Source organism: Streptomyces sp. NPDC060028 (genome assembly GCF_042736725.1).
Lineage (GTDB): Bacteria > Actinomycetota > Actinomycetes > Streptomycetales > Streptomycetaceae > Streptomyces.
On record NZ_JBHWVJ010000008.1, the window covers coordinates 89,774 to 107,930 of the forward strand.

Below are 18,157 nucleotides of genomic sequence, written 5' to 3' on the forward strand. Positions count from 1 at the left end.
GCGCGCGGGGGGCTGGTGGCTCACCGGGGGCTCCTGGGGGTGGGGCGTGCGTCCATTGTTGCCTGCGGCACGGGTGCCGCGGGGTCTGCGCCGCGGCCGTGACCAGCCAATACCGCCGTGGAGCGGCCCCGCATCGACCGATCGGTTGACGCCGGGGTCAACCGGTGAGGTGGCCGTCGAGAGCCGGTACGGGGACGGGTGGGCGGGGGTCCCGGCCACAGGCTTGGAGCAGAGCAGGCAGAGCAGGCAGAGCAGGCAGAGCAGGACAGGAAACGGGCCGACGTTCTCGGTCGCGTCCTGAAGCCCACGTAGTCAGGAGCAGCAGACATGAAGACCCGCACCCGCGTTCTCACCGGTACCGCCCTCGCCGTCGCGCTCGGCGCCGGGACCTTCGGCGCCGTCAGCGCCACCGCCGCGCCGGCGAGCGCCGAGCGGGCCGCGTCCGCGCCGCAGGCCGCCCCGGCGAAGAAGGACGGCGACAAGAACTTCACCACCTCCACGCACCTGACGGTCGACGCCGCCACCCGCGCCGCGCAGGCCGCGCTGGACGCCGCCGAGAAGGAGAACCAGAAGGTGACGGTCGCGGTCGTGGACCGCAACGGCAACACCATCGTCACCCTGCGCGGCGACGGCGCGGGCCCGCAGTCCTACGAGTCGGCCGAGCGCAAGGCCTTCACGGCCGTGTCCTGGAACGCGCCGACCTCGGTGCTCGTGGGCCGCCTCGCGCAGACCCCGAACCTGAAGGACATCCCCGGCACCCTCTTCCTGGGCGGCGGCACCCCGGTGCAGGCCAAGGGCGCCCCGGTGGCGGGCATCGGCGTGGCCGGCGCCCCGAGCGGCGACCTGGACGAGAAGTACGCCAAGGCCGGCGTCGACGCCCTCGACAAGTAGCCCGGAAGCGGTCCGGAAGCAGTCCGCAAGCGGTTCGGAAGCAGCTCGCAAGCAGTCCGAAAGCAGCCCGTCGGGCAGCAGGTTTCGCCGCCCCCCGCAAGCCGCCCGCTTAGGATCGGGCGCGTGGAACACCGCGCTTTCTCCCGCCTCGCCGTCCCCGCCGTTGCCGCCCTGCTCGCCCTCACCACGGCGTGTACGGGCAGCACCGTGCAGGGGCGGCCGGGTGCGTCGGGGCTGCGCGACCCGTACTTCCCCAAGGCCGGCAACGGCGGCTACCAGGTCGAGCACTACGAGCTGGACCTCGACTACGACCCCGACAAGGGGCAGTTGGACGCCACGGCCGTCATCACCGCCCGTGCCGAACAGGGACTCAGCTCCTTCAACCTCGACCTGAGCGGCCTGAAGGTCGAGAGCGTGCAGGTCCAGGGCGCCGGGGCCCGGTTCAACCGCACCGGGAACGAGCTGACCGTGCGGCCGGCGGACGACCTGAAGAAGGGCGAGGTGTTCCGCACCGAGATCGACTACGCCGGCAAGCCCAAGGCGCTGGCCGATCCCGACGGGTCCCAGGAGGGCTGGATCACCACCGAGGACGGCGCGGTCGCGGTCGGCGAGCCGGTCGGGTCGATGAGCTGGTTCCCCGGCAACCACCACCCGAGCGACAAGGCCACGTACGACATCACGCTCACCGTCCCCAAGGGCTACGAGGCCGTCTCCAACGGCGAGCTGCGCTCCCGCACGGACACCGACGACGGGCGCACGGAGTTCACCTGGCACAGCCCGGAGCCGATGGCGAGTTACCTGGCCACCGCCGCCATCGGGAAGTTCAAGGTGACCACCGGCCGTACGCCGTCGGGCGTGCCCGTCTACAACGCGGTGGCGCCCGAGGAGTCCGAGGCGGCGGCGCCCGTGCTCGCGCGGCTGCCGGAGGCGGTGGAGTGGGGCGGACGCCGCTTCGGCCCGTACCCGTTCTCGACCGTCGGCTCGATCGTGCTCCCGGCCCAGACCCTCGCATACGACCTGGAGACGCAGACCAAGCCCGCCTACTCGGGCGCGCCCGACGAGGAGACCCTCGTACACGAGCTGGCCCACCAGTGGTTCGGGAACTCGGTGTCGCCCAAGTCCTGGAAGGACATGTGGCTCAACGAGGGCTTCGCGCTCTATGCCGAATGGCTGTGGTCGGAGGATCACGGCGGCATCACCGCGCAGCGCCGCTCCGAGGCCTTCCTTGCCGGTGACACCTCGGTCGACCCCCATGCCGGCCCCGGCTGGGACGCCTTCCCGCCCGCCGCCCCGCCCGGCCCGGACCACATCTCCGATCCGCCGGTGTACTACCGCGGCGCGATGGTCCTGCAGCGGATCCGTCAGGAGGTGGGCGACGAGAAGTTCTTCGCCCTCGTGCGCGGCTGGGCCGCCGACCACCGGTACGGCAACGTGAGCACGGCCGACTTCACCGCCTACGCGCAGGAGAAGACGGGCCACGACCTGCACAAGGTCTGGGACGTGTGGCTCTACGGCGAGGACCGCCCCAAGTAGGGGCCCGGGGCCGGGGTCCCGGGGCTCGTCCGGCCACAGCACTAGAGCGCCTTGCGCAGCACCGTGCAGGCGCGGCCCCTCTCGCGGTCCGCGGCCCGGCGCAGGGCGGTGTAGCCCTGGGCCTGCCAGAACGCGAGGCCCCTGGGGTTGTTGTCCAGTACGGCGAGCCGTGCCCCGGTCCGGCCCGCGGCGCGGAAGCGGTCCTCGATCAGGGCCGCCACGGTGCGGCCGTGGCCCTCGCGGTGCGCGGTGGCGTCGATGAGCAGCAGGCCGATCCACGGGTCGGGGTCGCCGGACTCCGGGTCGGGGTGGTGGGCCAGGGTGGCGGCGAGGCCGACGAGGCGGCCGGCCGAGCGGGCGAGGAGCACCTCGGCGCCGTCCTGGGAGAGTTCGTCGGCGAGGGCGGCCGCGACCTGTTCGACCGTGATGCGGCCGGGGTCGGGGAAGTCGCCGCTGAGTTCGAAGAACGCGTGGTTGGTCGCGTAGAGCGCGGCGATTTCCGTGAGGACCGGGCCCGGCAGGGCGCCGTCCACGGGGGCGAGCGGTTGGAGAATCACCGTCGCACGGTAGCGAAGCTCCCTCCCCGGACGGCCGGGAGGGGGCTTCGCCTGCGGTGTCGTCAGCCGGTCAGGCCCGGGCGCCGGGTCGGGCGCCGGGTCGGATGGCGGGCAGGACGCCGGGTCGGTCGTCGACTCAGACGTTGACGCCGAAGTCCTGCGCGATGCCGGTCAGGCCCGAGGCGTAACCCTGGCCGACGGCGCGGAACTTCCACTCGGCGCCGTTGCGGTAGAGCTCGCCGAAGACCATGGCCGTCTCGGTCGCCGCGTCCTCGGAGAGGTCGTAGCGGGCGATCTCGGCGCCGCCGGCCTGGTTCACGACGCGGATGTACGCGTTGCGGACCTGGCCGAAGTTCTGGCTGCGGGTCTCGGCGTCGTAGATGGAGACCGGGAAGACGATCTTGTCGACGTCGGCCGGCAGGCCGGCGAGGTTGACGTTGATGGCCTCGTCGTCGCCGGCGCCCTCGCCGGTGCGGTTGTCACCGGTGTGGACGATGGTCTGGTCCGGGGTCGCCTTGTTGTTGAAGAAGACGAAGTGGCTGTCGGAGACGACCTTGCCCATGGGATTGACCGCGATGGCGGAAGCGTCGAGGTCGAAGTCGACACCGGTCGTCGTACGGACGTCCCAGCCGAGGCCGACGGTGACGGCCGTGAGGCCCGGGGCCTCCTTGGTGAGCGAGACGTTTCCGCCCTTGGAGAGGCTTACTGCCATGGTGACTGGTGTCCCTTCCTGGTCGCATGACTGCGAGATGTGGCCAAGTTACCGCTGAACCCCATAACGCCGGGAGGGGGCCGTTAGGTTCCGGCGGCGGAAATGCGCGTGACGGCGCCCGCGCGGGGACGGATCATAGGGGGCATGCCTGGTCCCCATGTCATCCGCGGTTCGGTCGTGCTCCCCGAGGGCGAGCTCGCCTGGCGCTTTTCGCGTTCCTCGGGGCCCGGCGGCCAGCACGTCAACACCTCCGACTCGCGCGTGGAGCTGATGTTCGACCTCGGTGCGACGAACGCGCTGCCGGAGGTGTGGAAGGAGCGCGCGCTGGAGCGGCTCGCGGCGAGGCTGGTGGACGGGGTGGTGACCGTACGGGCCTCCGAGCACCGGTCGCAGCTGCGCAACCGGGAGATGGCGCTGGTCCGGATGGCTTCGCTGCTGGCGGAGGCGACCGCGCCGCCGCCGAAGGCGCGCCGTGCGACGAAGATCCCCCGGGGGATCAATGAGCGCCGCCTGCGCGAGAAGAAGGCCCGCGCCGAGACCAAGCGCGGCCGCACCGGCCGGGACTGGTAGCCCCGGCCGGGAGCGACAGCCCCGGCGGCCGCGGGCCGGCGGCCCGCGCCCTACTGCGCGAGGTGCCGGTAGCGGCCCCGGAAGTACGTCAGCGGCGGGGAGTCCGGGGAGGGCAGCGAGGCGCCGAGCACGCGGCCGATGACCAGGGTGTGGTCACCCGCCTCGACGCGGTTCTCCGTACGGCACTCCAGGGTGGCGAGGGCGCCGGTCAGCAGCGGGGCGCCGGAGATCGGGCCCCGCTCGTAGGGCAGGTCGGCGAAGAGCAGGCGGTCGCTGATGCGGCCCTTCATCGAGAAGCGGCCCGCGACCTGGAGCTGGTGGTCGGCGAGGACCGAGACCGCCCACAGCGGCTGCTCGGCGAGCAGGTCGTCCATCCGGGAGCCCTCGCGCAGGCTCACCAGGACCAGCGGCGGTTCCAGGGACACCGACAGGAAGGCGGTCGCCGTCATGCCGACGTCCTCCCCCCGCGGCCCGTCGGCCGTCAGCGGGGTCTCGTGCGCGGTGATCAGGCACACGCCCGCCGCCAGCCGGGCCATCGCGGCCCGGAACTCGTCGTTGCTCACCCCCTCAGGATGGGGTGTCGGGGCGGGAGGCGTCGTTGCGGGGGTCGTCTTGAGCACACGGAAACGCTAATCTCGGGCCCTTCGCCGCACATCGGGCCGTGGCCCGAACCGTGTCCCCGCCCCATGACCTAGGCCGAGGCGTATCGTTTGCTCCCGGGAAGGCCAGGCCCTGTTGCGCCCGTTCGGTCATCTCATGTGACTTGAGTCACAGAGGGCAAGATTTGTTGACCCTGTGTACCTGCCGCACAGCTCACTGTGATTCAGTGGACGGGACACCGCAACGAAACGACGATGACAAACCTGGAGTTGCTGTCGAGGTCTCGGGGAGAGCGAGCAATGGAGACCGAGTCGGAGCCGTACGTCCGTCTTGCGACCCTGCGGCAGCTGCACCGGGTGGTGGCCGAGCTCAATACGGCCCGGAGCCTGGCGGACACTCTGCAGACCGTCGTGGACGGCATCGTCGTGGGCCTCGGCTACGAACTCGCCTGTGTCAACCTCGTACGCCCTGACGGTGATCTCGTCGTCGCCGCCTTCGCCGGCGACCCCGCGGCCGAGGCTCTCATCACCGGCCGCGTCGGCTCCCGGAACTCCTGGGAACGCCGTCTGACGATGGGTGAGAACTGGGACGGCCTGCGCTTCATCCCGCACACCGAGGGCTGGGTCCTCATGGAGGACGACGTCCCCCAGTGGCACACGGAAGGCCCCGAACCGCGCTTCGAGGACGAGTGGCACCCCGAGGACCGGCTCTATGCCCCCATGTATGCGTCCGGCGGGGAACTTCTGGGTGTCATTTCGGTGGACAGACCGCGCAACGGCCGCCGCCCCGGCGCCTGGGGACGCGAGGCACTCCAGATGTACGCCTTCCAGGCGGCGATTGCGATCAGCAATGCCAGACTCCGAGCAAACATGCAGCGGGCCCTCGTCCGGCTGGAGCGCGAGCAGCAGGCGCTGCGGGCGAGCGAGGAGTCCTTCAGGCAGGCCTTCGAGTACGCGCCCAGCGGCATGGCCATCGCCGAGATGGGCGGCGACCAGCACGGCAGGCTGCTGCGCACCAACGACGCGCTGTGCCGGCTGCTGGGCCGGCCCGCCTCCGTCCTGCGCCGGTACTCCTTCTCCGACCTCGTCCACCCCGAGGACATCGGCACCCTGCTGCGCACCTCCGCCGAGGGCGGCCGCGCCGAGCTGCGCCTCGGGCGGCGCGACGGCACGTATGTATGGGTCTCGCTGCGCAACTCCGTCGTCGCGGACGCCGCCGACGGGCCGCGCTTCCTGCTCACGCACGTCGAGGACATCGAGGAGCGCAAGCGCCACGAGCTGCAGCTCGCGCACCGCGCCAGCCACGACTCGCTGACCGGTCTGCCCAACAGCGCCGAGCTGCGCGCCCGGCTCGGGGCGCGGCTGTGCCGCCGCCCGCAGTCCGTGCGGGCCACCGCCGTGGAGGCGCTGGACGCGGCCTACGAGGGCCGCGAGGGCGTGCACGCGGGTGGCCGCCACGCGGGCGGCCACGAGACGGGGGGTGGTGCCGGCGACCACGGCTTTCAACCCGACGGCCCCGACCGCTTCCCCGGGTCCGACCCCTTCGAGCTCCCCGGCGGGCCCGGCGCGCCCGGCGGGAGCATGGGCCCGCTGGTGCCCGGCCCCGGCACGGCGGGGGCGTACGACCACCACGTGCACACGGTGGCCCCCGCGACCGACATCGACGACGGCACGAAGGGGCTCGCGGTGCTCTTCTGCGACCTCGACGGCTTCAAGTCGATCAACGACCGGTTCGGGCACCACACGGGTGACGCGGTCCTGATCGAGGTGGCCCGGCGGCTGACGACCTGCGTCAGGGACGGTGACACCGTCGCCCGGCTGGGTGGTGACGAGTTCGTCGTGCTCGCCGACGGGCTCGGCGCCGCCGACGCCGCCGATCTGGCCGTCCGGCTGCGCAGCGCGATCATCCCGCCCATCCGGGTGGACGGCCGCGCGGTCCGTGTGGGAGCCAGTTTCGGCATCGGCTGGGCCAGCTGCGGCATGTCGGCGGACGAGGTGCTGCGCTCCGCCGACCAGCGGATGTACATCGAGAAAAGGTCCCGTTCCAAAGCACACCGCAGGGCCGGCTGAGGCGATCGGCCGCCCGTGGGCGCACCTGTTCGGGGTAGGCTCCCGTGGGTCGAAAGGAGTGACCTGCGATGACGACGCCCGCGAACAACAACCCGAACGGTGGGGCGAACCAGCCCGAGGACGACGATCCGTTCGGCTACCTCTACGCGGACGGCCAGGCCGCCGGTGCCACCTCGCCCGCCCAGGGTGGATACGGCTACCCCGGCTCCACGGCCGGAGGTCACCCCGGCGCGCAGCCCGGCGTCCCCCGCACCTCGCACCACCAGGTGCGTACGGTCGGTGAGCGGACCTACGGCGGCGCCCAGCGCGGCCCCGTCCCCCAACAGGGCGGCGGGCAGCAGCCCCCGGCGTCCTACCAGGCGCAGTACCAGGCCCCGGAAGCGCTCCAGGCGGGCGGCTACGGCGTCCCGCCGCAGCAGCAGCCCCCGCAGCCCTACACCCAGCAGATGGCCGCCCCGGGCGGCCACGGCGGAGGCGGCGGGTCCGGCCGCAAGGGCCTGCTCATCGCGGCGGTCGCGGTGGTCGCCGCGGTCGTGATCGGCATCGGCGCGGCCCTGGCCTTCGGCGGCAAGGACAAGGAGAAGGACAAGAACGCCGCCAACCCCAACCAGCAGTCGGCGGCCCCGCAGAACCCGTCCAGCCCGCCTCCGAGCTCCCCGCAGCCCTCCCAGGCCCCGCTGCCGAAGGGCGAGGCGGCCGGAGCGGGCATGTCCATCACGGGCGGCGCGGTCCTGATGAACGCGGTGCCGGGGGCGAAGAGCTCGGGCGGCCAGTACGTCGGCAATTTCAACCAGCCCGGCGCGGCCGTGACCTGGACCCTGGACGCGCCCAAGGCCGGGAAGTACAAGTTCTACGTGCGGTTCGGCATCCCCGGTGAGGACGCCAACGGCACCCTGACCGTCAACGGCAAGCCGAACGAGGCCCCGATCAGCATGCGCAACTTCGCCAAGTCGCCCAAGGGTGACTGGGAGAAGGGCTGGCAGACGACCTGGGGCCAGGTCAGCCTCGAAAAGGGCACCAACACGATCAAGCTGTCGTGTGAGGCCGGCAACAGCTGCAACGTCAACATCGACCAGCTGTGGCTGGAGCAGCTCTGACCTCCTCGGCCGCCTCCTGGTGCGGTTGCGGCACTAGCCGGCCTGCGTGACCTTTACCGACCCCCGTACCTCCTCGTAGGTGCGGGGGTCGAATTCTCCCGCCGCCGGGGCGCACACCGTCGCCGCCGAGAGGGCGACGGCGCGGATCAGCCGGGCCGGCCAGTCCAGGCCCTCGGTGAGCGCCGACAGCAGGCCCGCGACCGCGGAGTCCCCGGCGCCGGTGGGGTTGCCGGACAGGACGCGCGGCGGGGCCGCCTGCCAGGTGCCCTGGGCGGTGGCGGCGAGCAGCCCGTCCGGGCCGAGCGAGGTGACCACCGCGTGCGCGCCCCGGCGGCGGGCGTCCCGGGTGGCGGGCAACGGGTCCCGGGATCCGGTCAGCTCGGCGAGCTCGGCTGCGTTCGGCTTGATCACCTCGGGGCGGGCGGCGACCCCGCGGCGCAGCGCCTCGCCGCTGGTGTCGAGCAGGACGGGTACGCCGGCCGCGCGGGCAGCCCGTACGAGAACGGCGTACGCGCCCACCGGCACGCCCGGGGGCAGGCTGCCGCACAGGGCCACCGCGCGGGCGCCCGCGAGGAGGTCCTCGTACCGGCCGAGGAACGCGGTCCACTCGGCGGAACCGATCAGCGGGCCCGGCTCGTTGAACTGCGTGGTGTCGCCCGAGGCCTCGTCGACCACGGCCAGGGTGCGGCGGGTGGTTCCCGCGCAGGGGACCAGGGCGTCGGTCACCCCGGGGCAGCCGGCGAGCAGTTCGGTCACGACCGCGCCGGTGCGGCCGCCCGCGAAGCCGGTCGCCGTCGCCTCGTGGCCGAGGGCCGCCAGGACCCGGGCGACGTTGACGCCCTTGCCGCCGGGGCGCTCGGTGACGTCGGTGACCCGGTGCGAGGCGTGCGGGTGCAGCCGCGGCACGCGGTAGGTGACGTCGAGTGCGGTGTTGAGCGTCACGGTCAGGATCATGGGCCACCCCGGTCTTCCTCGGTGCCGGGATCATGCCAAACGAAGAGCGGTCGGCCCAGTCCTCCGGGCCGACCGCTTCCGTGCGTACAGCCGCTTGGCCGCCGGATCTCCGTCGGATCTCTCGTCGGATCTCTTGTCGGATCGCCGCTCAGGCGACCGGGTTGACGATCCATTCGCCGCGCCGCATGACGCCCTTGACGTCGAAGGCGGCGTCCAGGACCACCAGGTCGGCGTACTTCCCGGGCTCCAGCGAGCCGACCTGGTCGTACAGGCCGAGCAGCTTGGCCGGGTTGGCGGAGATCGCCTGGACCACGGACTCGACGGGCAGCTCGTCCACGGTCACCGACCGCTTGAACGCGGTGTCCAGGGTGAGGGTGGAGCCGGCGATCGAGCCGCCCTCGACCAGGCGGGCCACGCCCTCCTTGACCTCGACCTCCAGCGGACCGAGGTGGTAGATCCCGTCGCCGAAGCCGGCCGCGTCCATCGCGTCGGTGATCAGCGCCACGCGGTGCGCGCCCGCGTGGTGGAAGGCCAGCTCCAGCATGGCCGGGTGCAGGTGCGTGCCGTCGTTGATCAGCTCGACGGTGACCCGCTCGTCCTCCAGCAGCGCCGCGATCGGGCCCGGGGCGCGGTGCTCCATGCCCGGCATCGCGTTGTAGAGGTGGGTGGCCACGGTCGCGCCCGCGTCGATGGCCTGGCGCGTCTGGTCGTACGTGGAGTCCGTGTGGCCGATCGCGGCGATCACCCCGTGCTCGGCCAGCAGCCGTACGGAGTCCAGGCCGCCCGGCAGCTCGGTGGCGAGGGTGAACATGCGGGCGGCGCCGTGTGCGGCGTCGACCAGCTTGCGGACCTCGGCCGGGTCGGGGTCGCGGAGCAGGTCCTCCTTGTGGGCGCCCTTGCGGCAGGGGTTGATGAACGGCCCCTCGAAGTGGATGCCCGCGATCTCGCCCTGCTGGGTCAGCTCGGCGAGGAGTCCGGCGCGGCGGGCCAGCTCGTCGAGGTCGCCCGTGACGGTGGAGGCGACCAGGGTGGTGGTGCCGTGCTCGCGGTGGGTCCGCACGCCCTTGAGGACCTCCTCGGCGGTGCCGGAGGTGAAGGACGCGCCGCCGCCGCCGTGGTTGTGCATGTCCACGAAGCCGGGGACGATCCAGTGCCCGGAGAGGTCGACGACGCGCGCGTCCTCGCGGGCGCTGCCGGCGATGCGGTCGCCGTCGACGATGACGCGGCCGCCCGCCACGGTCCCGGTGGGCAGCACCACCCCGGCGCCGGTCAGGACGGTGCTGTGAGCGCTTCCGGACATCAGGCGGGTACCTCCGTGGCGAGTAGATCCCAGGCGAGCAGCCCTGCGCCCAGGCATCCGGCGGTGTCCCCGAGGGCCGCCGGGACGATGTGGGGCAGCCGCTGGAACGTCACGCGTTCCTCGACGGCCGTCCTGAGTGGTGTGAACAAGGTTTCCCCGGCCTCGGCGAGCCCGCCACCGATGATCAGCGTGCGCGGGTCCAGCAGGGTGATCGCCGTGACCAGCCCGTCGGCGAGCGCGCCGACGGCGGCCAGCCAGACCTCGCGGGCGCGCTCGTCGCCGGATTCGACGGCCTTGGCGCAGTCCGCGGCGTCGGCCTCGGGGTCGCCGGAGGCGCTCGCCCAGGCGCGGCTGACGGCGGAGGCGGAGGCGAGGGTCTCCAGGCAGCCGTGCTGGCCGCAGCCGCAGGCGGGGCCGCCGGGGCGGACCACGATGTGGCCGATCTCGCCCGCGTAGCCGTGGGCGCCCGCCTCGATGCGGCCGGCGATGCCGATGGCGCCGGCGATGCCGGTGCCGAGCGGGACGAAGAGGAACCGGTCGGCGCCGCGGCCCGCGCCGATGCGGCCCTCGGCGAGTCCGCCCGTGCGCACGTCGTGTCCGAGGGCGACGGGGATGCCGCCCAGGCGTCTGCTGAGCAGTGCGCGCATCGGTACGTCGCGCCAGCCCAGGTTCGCCGCGTAGACGGCGATCCCGTTCTCGGAGTCGACGATGCCGGGGACGGCGACCCCTGCGGCGGAGGCGGTCGCGCCGTAGCGCTCCCGGCCGAGGGCGAGGAGCTCGGCGGCGAAGTCCTGGATCGTCTCGACGACGGCTTCGGCGCCCCGCTCACGGCCGGTGGCGCGGCGCGCCTCGTGGAGCAGGGTGCCGTCGGCGGCGACCAGGGCGGCCTTCATCCCTGTGCCGCCCACATCGAGGGCGATGACGTGTTCAACGGGTTTCACGGGTGACAGTCTCGCGTGCTCGAAGGGGAAAGGTCTAGTCCACTGAGAGGGATTGTTGAGCCGCCATACAAATTCACGGGCGGAGGCGCGGGGGAGAGCCGGTGAAGAGGAAGGAAAGAGGAAGGGGAGAGACGTCGTCCGGATGTGGCAGAGCCGCCAAAGTGGTGTAGACCTTACGTGGATCGTACGTACAACAAGGGGTGGCAAGAGAACTGTGAAGCGCCGTTACCTGAGCTTGGCCGCGTCCGGCGCCGCACTGTGCCTGACCGCGGTGACGCTGACGGGCTGCGGGGCCGTGTCGGGCCTCACCGGGGACAACGAGGTGACCCTGCGGGTCGTGGCGGCCGACTACGGAGACAATCCGCAGAACTCCTCGGCGGGGTACTGGAAGGAGCTCGCCGCCTCCTTCGAGAAGGGCCACCCCGGGATCGACGTCGAGGTCAGCGTCTACTCCTGGTCGGAGGTCGACGCCAAGGTCGCCGAGATGGTCAAGGCCGGCAAGGCCCCCGACATCGCGCAGATCGGCGCGTACGCCGACTACGCCGCCGACGGCAAGCTCTACACCGCCGACGAGCTGCTCTCCGTGTCGACGGAAGCCGACTTCCTGGCGCCGCTCGCCGACGCCGGCAAGGTCAAGCGGGTCCAGTACGGGCTGCCCTTCGTGGCCAGCACCCGCCAGCTCTTCTACAACGAGAAGCTGCTGACGGACGCCGGGGTCATCCCCAAGGACTCCAAGACCGGCTGGCAGCCCAAGACCTGGGCGGACCTCGAAGCGGCCGCCAAGAAGCTCAAGGCCGCGGGCGCCCCGACCCCCTTCGCTCTGCCGCTGGGCCGCGAGGAGGCGCAGGCCGAGACGATGATGTGGCTCCTGTCGGGCGGTGGCGGCTACACCGACAACGAGGAGGCGTACGCGATCGACTCCCCGGAGAACATCAAGACCTTCGAGTTCCTGCGGGACAAGCTGGTCGGACAGGGGCTGACCGGCCCCGTCGAGCCCGGCAAGCTCGACCGGCAGGCCGCCTTCGAGGCCTTCACGCGGGGCGAGGTCGGCATGCTCAACGGGCACCCGACGCTGCTGAAGCAGGCGGGCGAGAAGGGCCTGAAGTTCGGCATGACGGCCATGCCGACGGTCGACGGGACCGAGCACTCCGCGATGGGCGTCGCCGACTGGGTGATGGCGTTCAAGAACGGGCACCGCACGGAGTCCGGGAAGTTCCTGGACTACCTGTACGAGGCCAAGAACGTGACGGCCTTCACCAACCGCTACGACCTGCTCCCCGTGACGACCAGCGGCTACCGGGCGATGGACGCGGGCACCGGGGGCGCGTCGGCGCAGCTCAAGACCTTCCTGCAGGCCCTGCCGAACGCGCGGCTGTACCCGGTCGGCAAGAAGTCCTGGGCGGGCGTGAGCGAGGACGTCAAGCAGAACATCGGCAAGAGCGTGCAGCCGGGCGGGCAGCCGGAGAAGGTCCTGGAGGGCATCGCGGGCGCCGCGCGGGCGGCCGATCCGCGCTGACGCACCGCCGCCCGGTGGCTGTCAGCGGGCGGCGTTAATCTGGCGGTATGACGGACGAGGGGCGGCTGACCGCTGAGGAAGCGGCCGTGCTCGCGTACGAGGGCCGCACCTGGCCGGGGCCCGGGGCCAAGGAGCGGGCCATACGGGAAGGGCTGGGGATGGCCCCGGTCCGGTACTACCAGCTGCTCAACGCGCTGATGGACGACCCGCGGGCGCTGGAGCACGCGCCGGGCACGGTGAACCGGCTGCGACGCATCCGCGAGGCCCAGCGGGCCCGGAGATGACGGGGCGGGGGCGGCCGGCACGGACGTGGTGCGCGCCGTAGCCGTCGCCCGGCGGGCCCGTTAGGGTCGTCCGTATGGGGAGCCGTCCGCACGACCTGCCGATGCCCGTCACCGCCGCCGGACGCGAGGGGCTCGACGCCCTGCTCCGGTCACCCCGCCGCTCCGTGGTCGCCCTCGACTTCGACGGCACCCTCGCCGAGATCGTCCCCGACCCGGACCAGGCGCGGGCCCACCCCGGGGCCGTCCCCGCGCTCGCCGCGCTGGCCCCCCAGGTGGCGTCGGTGGCCGTGGTCACCGGCCGGCCCGCCGGGGTCGCGGTCCGGTACGGGGGCTTCGCGGGCGTGCCGGGGCTCGAACACCTGGTGGTCCTGGGGCACTACGGGGCCGAGCGGTGGGACGCGGTGACCGGGATCGTTCACGCGCCCGCCGAACACCCCGGGGTGGCGGCCGTACGGGCCGAGCTGCCGGGGTTCCTGGACGCGATCGGGGCGTGGCGCGGCACCTGGATCGAGGAGAAGGGCCAGGCGCTGGCGGTCCACACCCGGCGGGCCTCGGACCCCGCCGCGGCCTTCGAGGCCCTGCGCGAACCCCTGGCCGAACTCGCCGCGCGGCACGGGCTCATGGTGGAGCCGGGCCGGTCCGTGCTGGAGCTGAGGCCGCCGGGCATGGACAAGGGCGTGGCGCTGTCGGAGTACCTGGCCGAGACGGGGGCGGAGGCCGTGCTGTACGCCGGGGACGACCTGGGCGACCTGGCGGCGTACTCGGCGGTGGAGAAACTGCGGACGGAAGGCCTGCCGGGGCTGCTGGTGTGCAGTGGCTCGGCGGAGGTCCCGGAACTGTCCTCCCGGGCCGACCTCGTCCTCCCCGGCCCGGCGGAGGTCACCGGCTTCCTGTCCCTCCTCGCCGCTGCGCTGGCCGGCCGGGCCTGAGCTTGCGCGCGCGGTGCCGTTGCCGGGGCTCCGCCCGGACCCCGCGCCGCAAACGCCGGCGGGGCTGGATGTGGGCCGATGCCGCCTTTTACAGCGCCGCCCGGCACACCAGCCCCGCCGGCGTTCAGGCCCGGAGGTCGGCCAGCTGGGCCGTGAACCACCGGGCCGGAGGAAGGGCGGTCGCGGCGGCCGCCAGCCGCTTCGTACGCTCCGCCCGCTCCGCCTCCGGCATGGACAGCGCCGCGTGCAACGCCTCCGCCGTCTGCGTGACGTCGTACGGGTTCACCGTCAGCGCGTCCTCGCGGAGCTCCGCGTACGCCCCCGCCCCCGTCGACAGCACCAGCACGCATCCCGCCTCCGACACCACCGGGATCTCCTTCGCCACCAGGTTCATCCCGTCCCGCACCGGGTTCACCAGCGCCACGTCCGCCAGCCGGTACGCCGCCAGCGAGCGCGCGAAATCGTCCTGCACCGACACCAGCACCGGCTGCCAGTCCTCCGTGCCGAACTCCGCGTTGATCTCCGCCGCCAGCTCCGCCACCGACTCCGTGTACGTCCGGTACACCGCCAGGTCCTGCCGCGACGGGTACGCGGAAGCCAGGTGCACCACCCGCTCCTGCCACTCGGGGTGGACCGTCAGCAGCTCCCGGTAGGCCAGCAGGCCGCGCAGGATGTTCTTCGACAGCTCGGTCCGGTCCACCCGCACGATCGTCTTGCGGCCCGCGACCTCCGCCCGCAGCCCCGCCAGCTTGTCGTCCACCTCCGGCCGGTGCGCCAGCGCCCGCAGCTCGTCCGCGTCGACCCCGAGCGGGTACGGGGTCACCTCGGTGAAGCGGCGCCCGCCGTGACCGGTGTGCAAGACCCCGCGCTGCTGCGGCTCCGCGACGCCGGTCGCGTCGTCCATGGCCGCGCCGCTGATGAAGCCGGCCGCCCACTCCCACGTGTGGAAGCCCAGCCGGTCCGCCCCGAGCATCCCCCACAGCAGCTGGCCGCGGACGTCGTCCGGGAGCATGCGCAGGAAGTCGGGGGACGCCCACGGCGTGTGCGTGAAGTGCCCGATCCGCAGGTCCGGCCGCAGTTCCCGCAACTGCCCCGGCACCAGTGCCAGGTGGTAGTCCTGGACCAGCACGCAGGCCCCGTCGGCCGCCTCCTCGGCAAGAGCCCCGGCGAAGGCCCGGTTGTACGCCACGTACGAGTCCCACTGCCGCCGGAACTCCGCGTCGAAGACCGGCGTGCGCGGGCTGTCGTACAGGTGGTGGTGGGCGAACCACAGCACCGAGTTCGCGATGCCGTTGTAGGCGTCGTCGTACACCGTGGGATCGATGTCCAGCATCCGGACACCCGGCTCGGCCACGCCCCGGCGCACCGCCTCCCGGTCCGCCTCGGACAGCGCGGCGCAGATCCACAGCGCCCCCGGCTGCTGCGCGAGCGCCGCGGAGAGGCCGGAGACGAGACCGCCCCCGCCGCGCCGGGCGCTGAGGCCGCCGTCGGCGGCGAGGGCGTACGAGAGCGGGCCGCGGTTGGCGGCGACGAGTACCTGAGAAGCCATGCGGCGAACCTAGCCCGGGCCGCCCCCGCTCAAACGTCCGGGCGAAACACCCCGCCCGCTCACGCCACGCGGCGCCGCGCGTACTCCTCGATCTCCCGCATGGGCGGCCGCTCCTCCGTGTCCACCGCGTACGTGCGCGGGATGAAGCCGTCCGGCCCGCGCTCGAACTGCGTCAGCTCCGGCCGTACGAGGTGCCCGCGCGAGAGGCGCAGCTGGGCCGTGCGGTAGATCGCCGCGGCCATCCGGCCCAGCGCCTGGCCGTCCTGGTGGCGGTGCAGCCGTACGCCCACGTCCACCTGGGCCAGCGCGTCCAGCCCGACCGTGTGCAGCGCGTCCACCAGCAGGCCCAGCTCGACGCCGTAGCCGACGGGGAAGGGCAGGCGCTCCAGCAGGGAGCGGCGTACGGCGTACTCACCGCCCAGCGGCTGGACGAAACCGGCCAGTCTCGGCCAGTGCAGATTGAGCAGCGGACGCGCCACCAGCTCGGTGACCCGCCCGCCCTGGCCCGGGGCGTCGCCCAGCGGGCGGTCGTACATCGCCTTGACGAACTGCACGTCCGGGTCGGTCAGCAGCGGGCCGACGATCCCGGACACGAAGGTGGCGGAGAAGTCGCGCAGGTCGGCGTCGACGAAGCAGACGACGTCGCCGGTGGTGGCCAGCAGCGAGCGCCACAGCACCTCGCCCTTGCCGGGCAGGGGCTCGATCCGCGGCAGGATCTCGTCGCGGTGCACCACCCGGGCGCCGGCCTTCGCCGCGACCTCCGCCGTGCGGTCGGTGGAGCCCGAGTCGATCACGACCAGTTCGTCCACCAGGGGCAGCGGCAGTCCCTCGATCAGATCGCGCCGGATCACCTCGACGATGTCGCCGACCGTCGCCTCCTCGTCGAGCGCCGGCAGCACCACGCTGACCGTGGTCCCCGCCGCCCGCTTGGCGCGAAGCAGCTGGTCGAGCGGTCGGTCGGCGGCGGACCAGGAGCGGTCTGCCAACCAGCGCTCCACCTCTTCCAGCACCTTCTGCACTCCCTGGGTCGTCCGAAATGTGATCCATCTCGCGGTTCGGACGGCTGTCTCAACCGCCCGGGCCTTCGGTTACAGTCTTGAACAACGCGAAGGTCCACCGCATGCCGGGGGTCCCCGCGTACAAACGCCCGGGCGCGCCATGGAGCGCGTCGCCCGGTGCCATACCGCTCATCCAGAGGGGCAGAGGGACACGGCCCGTTGAAGCCCCGGCAACCCTCCAGTCGGTTCTCGCGATGCGTTTTGCGCACCCACGCGAGGTCCCCGGCTAGGGAAGGTGCCAATTCCGTCTCATGGCGAAGTGCGCCATGGGGAAGATGAGGAGAAAGGGCCTCGCCGTCATGGCTGCACAGACTGTCGCCACCTCTGCCAACCCGGGAACCGTCGATCTCGGACCCGCCACCGGCCTTTCCTGTCGCGAGTGTGGTACCCGCTTCGAGCTCGGTCCCATCTTCGCGTGCGTCGAGTGTTTCGGACCGCTGGAAGTCGCCTACGACCTTCCCACCGGTGACCCCGAGGCCCTGCGTGCCGCGATCGAGGCCGGCCCGAACAACATCTGGCGCTACGCGCCGCTGCTGCCCGTCCCGGCCGACGTGGCCTCCAAGCCGAGCCTGAACCCGGGCTTCACCAAGCTCGTGGACGCGGCCAACCTGGCCAAGGAGCTCGGCGTCACCGGCAAGCTCTACGTCAAGGACGACTCCGGCAACCCGACGCACTCCTTCAAGGACCGCGTCGTGGCCATCGCCGTGGAGGCCGCCCGCGCCTTCGGCTTCACCACCCTGTCCTGCTCCTCCACCGGCAACCTGGCCGGCGCCGTCGGCGCCGCGGCCGCCCGGGCCGGCTTCCGCTCGTGCGTGTTCATCCCGCACGACCTGGAGCAGGGCAAGGTCGTCATGGCCGGTGTGTACGGCGGCGATCTGATCGGCATCGAGGGCAACTACGACGACGTCAACCGCTTCTGCTCCGAGCTCATCGGCGACCCGCTGGGCGAGGGTTGGGGCTTCGTCAACGTCAACCTCCGCCCGTACTACGGCGAGGGCTCCAAGACGCTGGCGTACGAGATCTGCGAGCAGCTCGGCTGGCAGCTGCCCGACCAGATCGTGATCCCGATCGCGTCCGGCTCGCAGCTCACCAAGATCGACAAGGGTCTGCAGGAGCTCATCAAGCTGGGCCTGGTCGAGGACAAGCCGTACAAGATCTTCGGCGCCCAGGCCGAGGGCTGCTCCCCGGTGTCGACCGCCTTCAAGGCCGGCCACGAGGTGGTGCGCCCGCAGAAGCCGAACACCATCGCCAAGTCGCTGGCCATCGGCAACCCGGCGGACGGCCCGTACGTCCTGGACATCGCCCGCCGCACCGGCGGCTACGTCGAGGACGTCAATGACGAGCAGGTCGTCGAGGCCATCAAGATCCTGGCGCAGACCGAGGGCATCTTCGCCGAGACCGCGGGCGGCGTGACCGTCGGCGTGACGAAGAAGCTCATCGAGAACGGGCAGCTCGACCCGGCGCTGACCACCGTGATCCTGAACACCGGTGACGGCCTGAAGACCCTGGAGGCGGTGGCCGCGGACAGCGGGCAGACCGCCACCATCCGCCCCAGCCTGGACGCGTTCCGCGCCGCCGGCCTGGCCTGACCCTCCCC

The 18,157-nt window shown here is 72.5% G+C and carries 17 protein-coding genes and 1 riboswitch; of the genes, 9 read left to right on the forward strand and 8 right to left on the reverse strand.

The features are described from left to right. Positions 1–327 precede the first annotated feature (327 nt). Together ACFWBF_RS06925 and ACFWBF_RS06930 are read left to right on the forward strand one after the other, a co-directional pair. Entirely contained in the window at positions 328–891 is a 564-nt protein-coding gene (locus ACFWBF_RS06925) for a heme-binding protein (RefSeq protein WP_385596363.1), read from the forward strand. A gap of 123 nt (positions 892–1,014) precedes the next feature. After that, positions 1,015–2,424: a M1 family metallopeptidase gene (locus ACFWBF_RS06930; RefSeq protein ID WP_385596366.1), complete on the forward strand. Its 1,410-nt coding sequence runs from the start codon at positions 1,015–1,017 to the stop codon at positions 2,422–2,424. A gap of 41 nt (positions 2,425–2,465) precedes the next feature. Here ACFWBF_RS06930 and ACFWBF_RS06935 read toward each other — a convergent pair whose 3' ends face one another. Together ACFWBF_RS06935 and ACFWBF_RS06940 are read right to left on the reverse strand one after the other, a co-directional pair. After that, on the reverse strand, positions 2,466–2,981 hold the full coding sequence (locus tag ACFWBF_RS06935; RefSeq protein ID WP_385596369.1) for a GNAT family N-acetyltransferase: 516 nt from the start codon (positions 2,979–2,981) through the stop codon (positions 2,466–2,468). Positions 2,982–3,117: 136 nt separating this feature from the next. Beyond that, positions 3,118–3,693, reverse strand: coding sequence for a TerD family protein (locus tag ACFWBF_RS06940; RefSeq protein WP_385596372.1), 576 nt, complete (start codon positions 3,691–3,693; stop codon positions 3,118–3,120). A 144-nt stretch (positions 3,694–3,837) separates the two neighbouring features. On the opposite strand from ACFWBF_RS06940, the gene arfB reads away from it, so the two are divergent. Beyond that, entirely contained in the window at positions 3,838–4,263 is a 426-nt protein-coding gene (gene arfB / locus ACFWBF_RS06945; protein WP_385596374.1) for an alternative ribosome rescue aminoacyl-tRNA hydrolase ArfB, read from the forward strand. 50 nt (positions 4,264–4,313) lie between these two features. Here arfB and ACFWBF_RS06950 read toward each other — a convergent pair whose 3' ends face one another. Then, a complete protein-coding gene (locus tag ACFWBF_RS06950) occupies positions 4,314–4,883 on the reverse strand; it encodes a flavin reductase family protein (RefSeq protein ID WP_385596376.1) in 570 nt (189 codons plus the stop codon). A 279-nt stretch (positions 4,884–5,162) separates the two neighbouring features. Here ACFWBF_RS06950 and cdgB point away from each other — a divergent pair, with 279 nt between their 5' ends. Further along, positions 5,163–6,932, forward strand: coding sequence for a diguanylate cyclase CdgB (cdgB, locus tag ACFWBF_RS06955; RefSeq protein WP_385596378.1), 1,770 nt, complete (start codon positions 5,163–5,165; stop codon positions 6,930–6,932). A 68-nt stretch (positions 6,933–7,000) separates the two neighbouring features. Then, positions 7,001–8,029 (forward strand): CBM35 domain-containing protein, encoded by a 1,029-nt coding sequence (locus tag ACFWBF_RS06960; protein WP_385596381.1) that lies wholly within the window; start codon positions 7,001–7,003, stop codon positions 8,027–8,029. A gap of 33 nt (positions 8,030–8,062) precedes the next feature. Here the strand turns inward: ACFWBF_RS06960 and ACFWBF_RS06965 are convergent, their stop codons facing one another. The 3 genes from ACFWBF_RS06965 to ACFWBF_RS06975 form a co-directional block, all read right to left on the reverse strand. Then, positions 8,063–8,983 carry a 1-phosphofructokinase family hexose kinase gene (locus ACFWBF_RS06965; protein WP_385596384.1) on the reverse strand — a complete coding sequence of 307 codons (921 nt, stop codon included), beginning with the start codon at positions 8,981–8,983 and terminating at the stop codon, positions 8,063–8,065. A 148-nt stretch (positions 8,984–9,131) separates the two neighbouring features. Next, a complete protein-coding gene (nagA, locus tag ACFWBF_RS06970; protein WP_385596386.1) occupies positions 9,132–10,283 on the reverse strand; it encodes an N-acetylglucosamine-6-phosphate deacetylase in 1,152 nt (383 codons plus the stop codon). Next, positions 10,283–11,224 (reverse strand): ROK family protein, encoded by a 942-nt coding sequence (locus ACFWBF_RS06975; RefSeq protein ID WP_385596388.1) that lies wholly within the window; start codon positions 11,222–11,224, stop codon positions 10,283–10,285. Before ACFWBF_RS06975 ends, nagA begins: the two co-directional genes overlap by 1 nt. Before the next feature lie 214 nt (positions 11,225–11,438). On the opposite strand from ACFWBF_RS06975, the gene ACFWBF_RS06980 reads away from it, so the two are divergent. From ACFWBF_RS06980 to otsB, 3 genes are all read left to right on the forward strand, one after another. After that, entirely contained in the window at positions 11,439–12,740 is a 1,302-nt protein-coding gene (locus ACFWBF_RS06980; RefSeq protein ID WP_385596392.1) for an extracellular solute-binding protein, read from the forward strand. A gap of 47 nt (positions 12,741–12,787) precedes the next feature. Then, positions 12,788–13,024, forward strand: coding sequence for a DUF3263 domain-containing protein (locus tag ACFWBF_RS06985; protein ID WP_385221931.1), 237 nt, complete (start codon positions 12,788–12,790; stop codon positions 13,022–13,024). Between the two features lie 74 nt (positions 13,025–13,098). Then, the gene (otsB, locus tag ACFWBF_RS06990; RefSeq protein WP_385596395.1) at positions 13,099–13,953 is read left to right on the forward strand and encodes a trehalose-phosphatase; all 855 of its coding nucleotides are present in this window, start codon (positions 13,099–13,101) and stop codon (positions 13,951–13,953) included. 124 nt (positions 13,954–14,077) lie between these two features. On the opposite strand, the gene ACFWBF_RS06995 is transcribed toward otsB, so the two are convergent. Together ACFWBF_RS06995 and ACFWBF_RS07000 are read right to left on the reverse strand one after the other, a co-directional pair. Then, positions 14,078–15,502, reverse strand: a complete 1,425-nt coding sequence (locus ACFWBF_RS06995) for a trehalose-6-phosphate synthase (RefSeq protein WP_385596398.1) — start codon at positions 15,500–15,502, stop codon at positions 14,078–14,080. A gap of 59 nt (positions 15,503–15,561) precedes the next feature. Next, positions 15,562–16,512, reverse strand: a complete 951-nt coding sequence (locus ACFWBF_RS07000; RefSeq protein ID WP_385596401.1) for a glucosyl-3-phosphoglycerate synthase — start codon at positions 16,510–16,512, stop codon at positions 15,562–15,564. Between the two features lie 174 nt (positions 16,513–16,686). Continuing rightward, positions 16,687–16,842, forward strand: a riboswitch (SAM riboswitch). Between the two features lie 17 nt (positions 16,843–16,859). Here ACFWBF_RS07000 and thrC point away from each other — a divergent pair. Continuing rightward, positions 16,860–18,149 carry a threonine synthase gene (gene thrC / locus ACFWBF_RS07005; RefSeq protein ID WP_385596404.1) on the forward strand — a complete coding sequence of 430 codons (1,290 nt, stop codon included), beginning with the start codon at positions 16,860–16,862 and terminating at the stop codon, positions 18,147–18,149. Positions 18,150–18,157 lie beyond the last annotated feature (8 nt).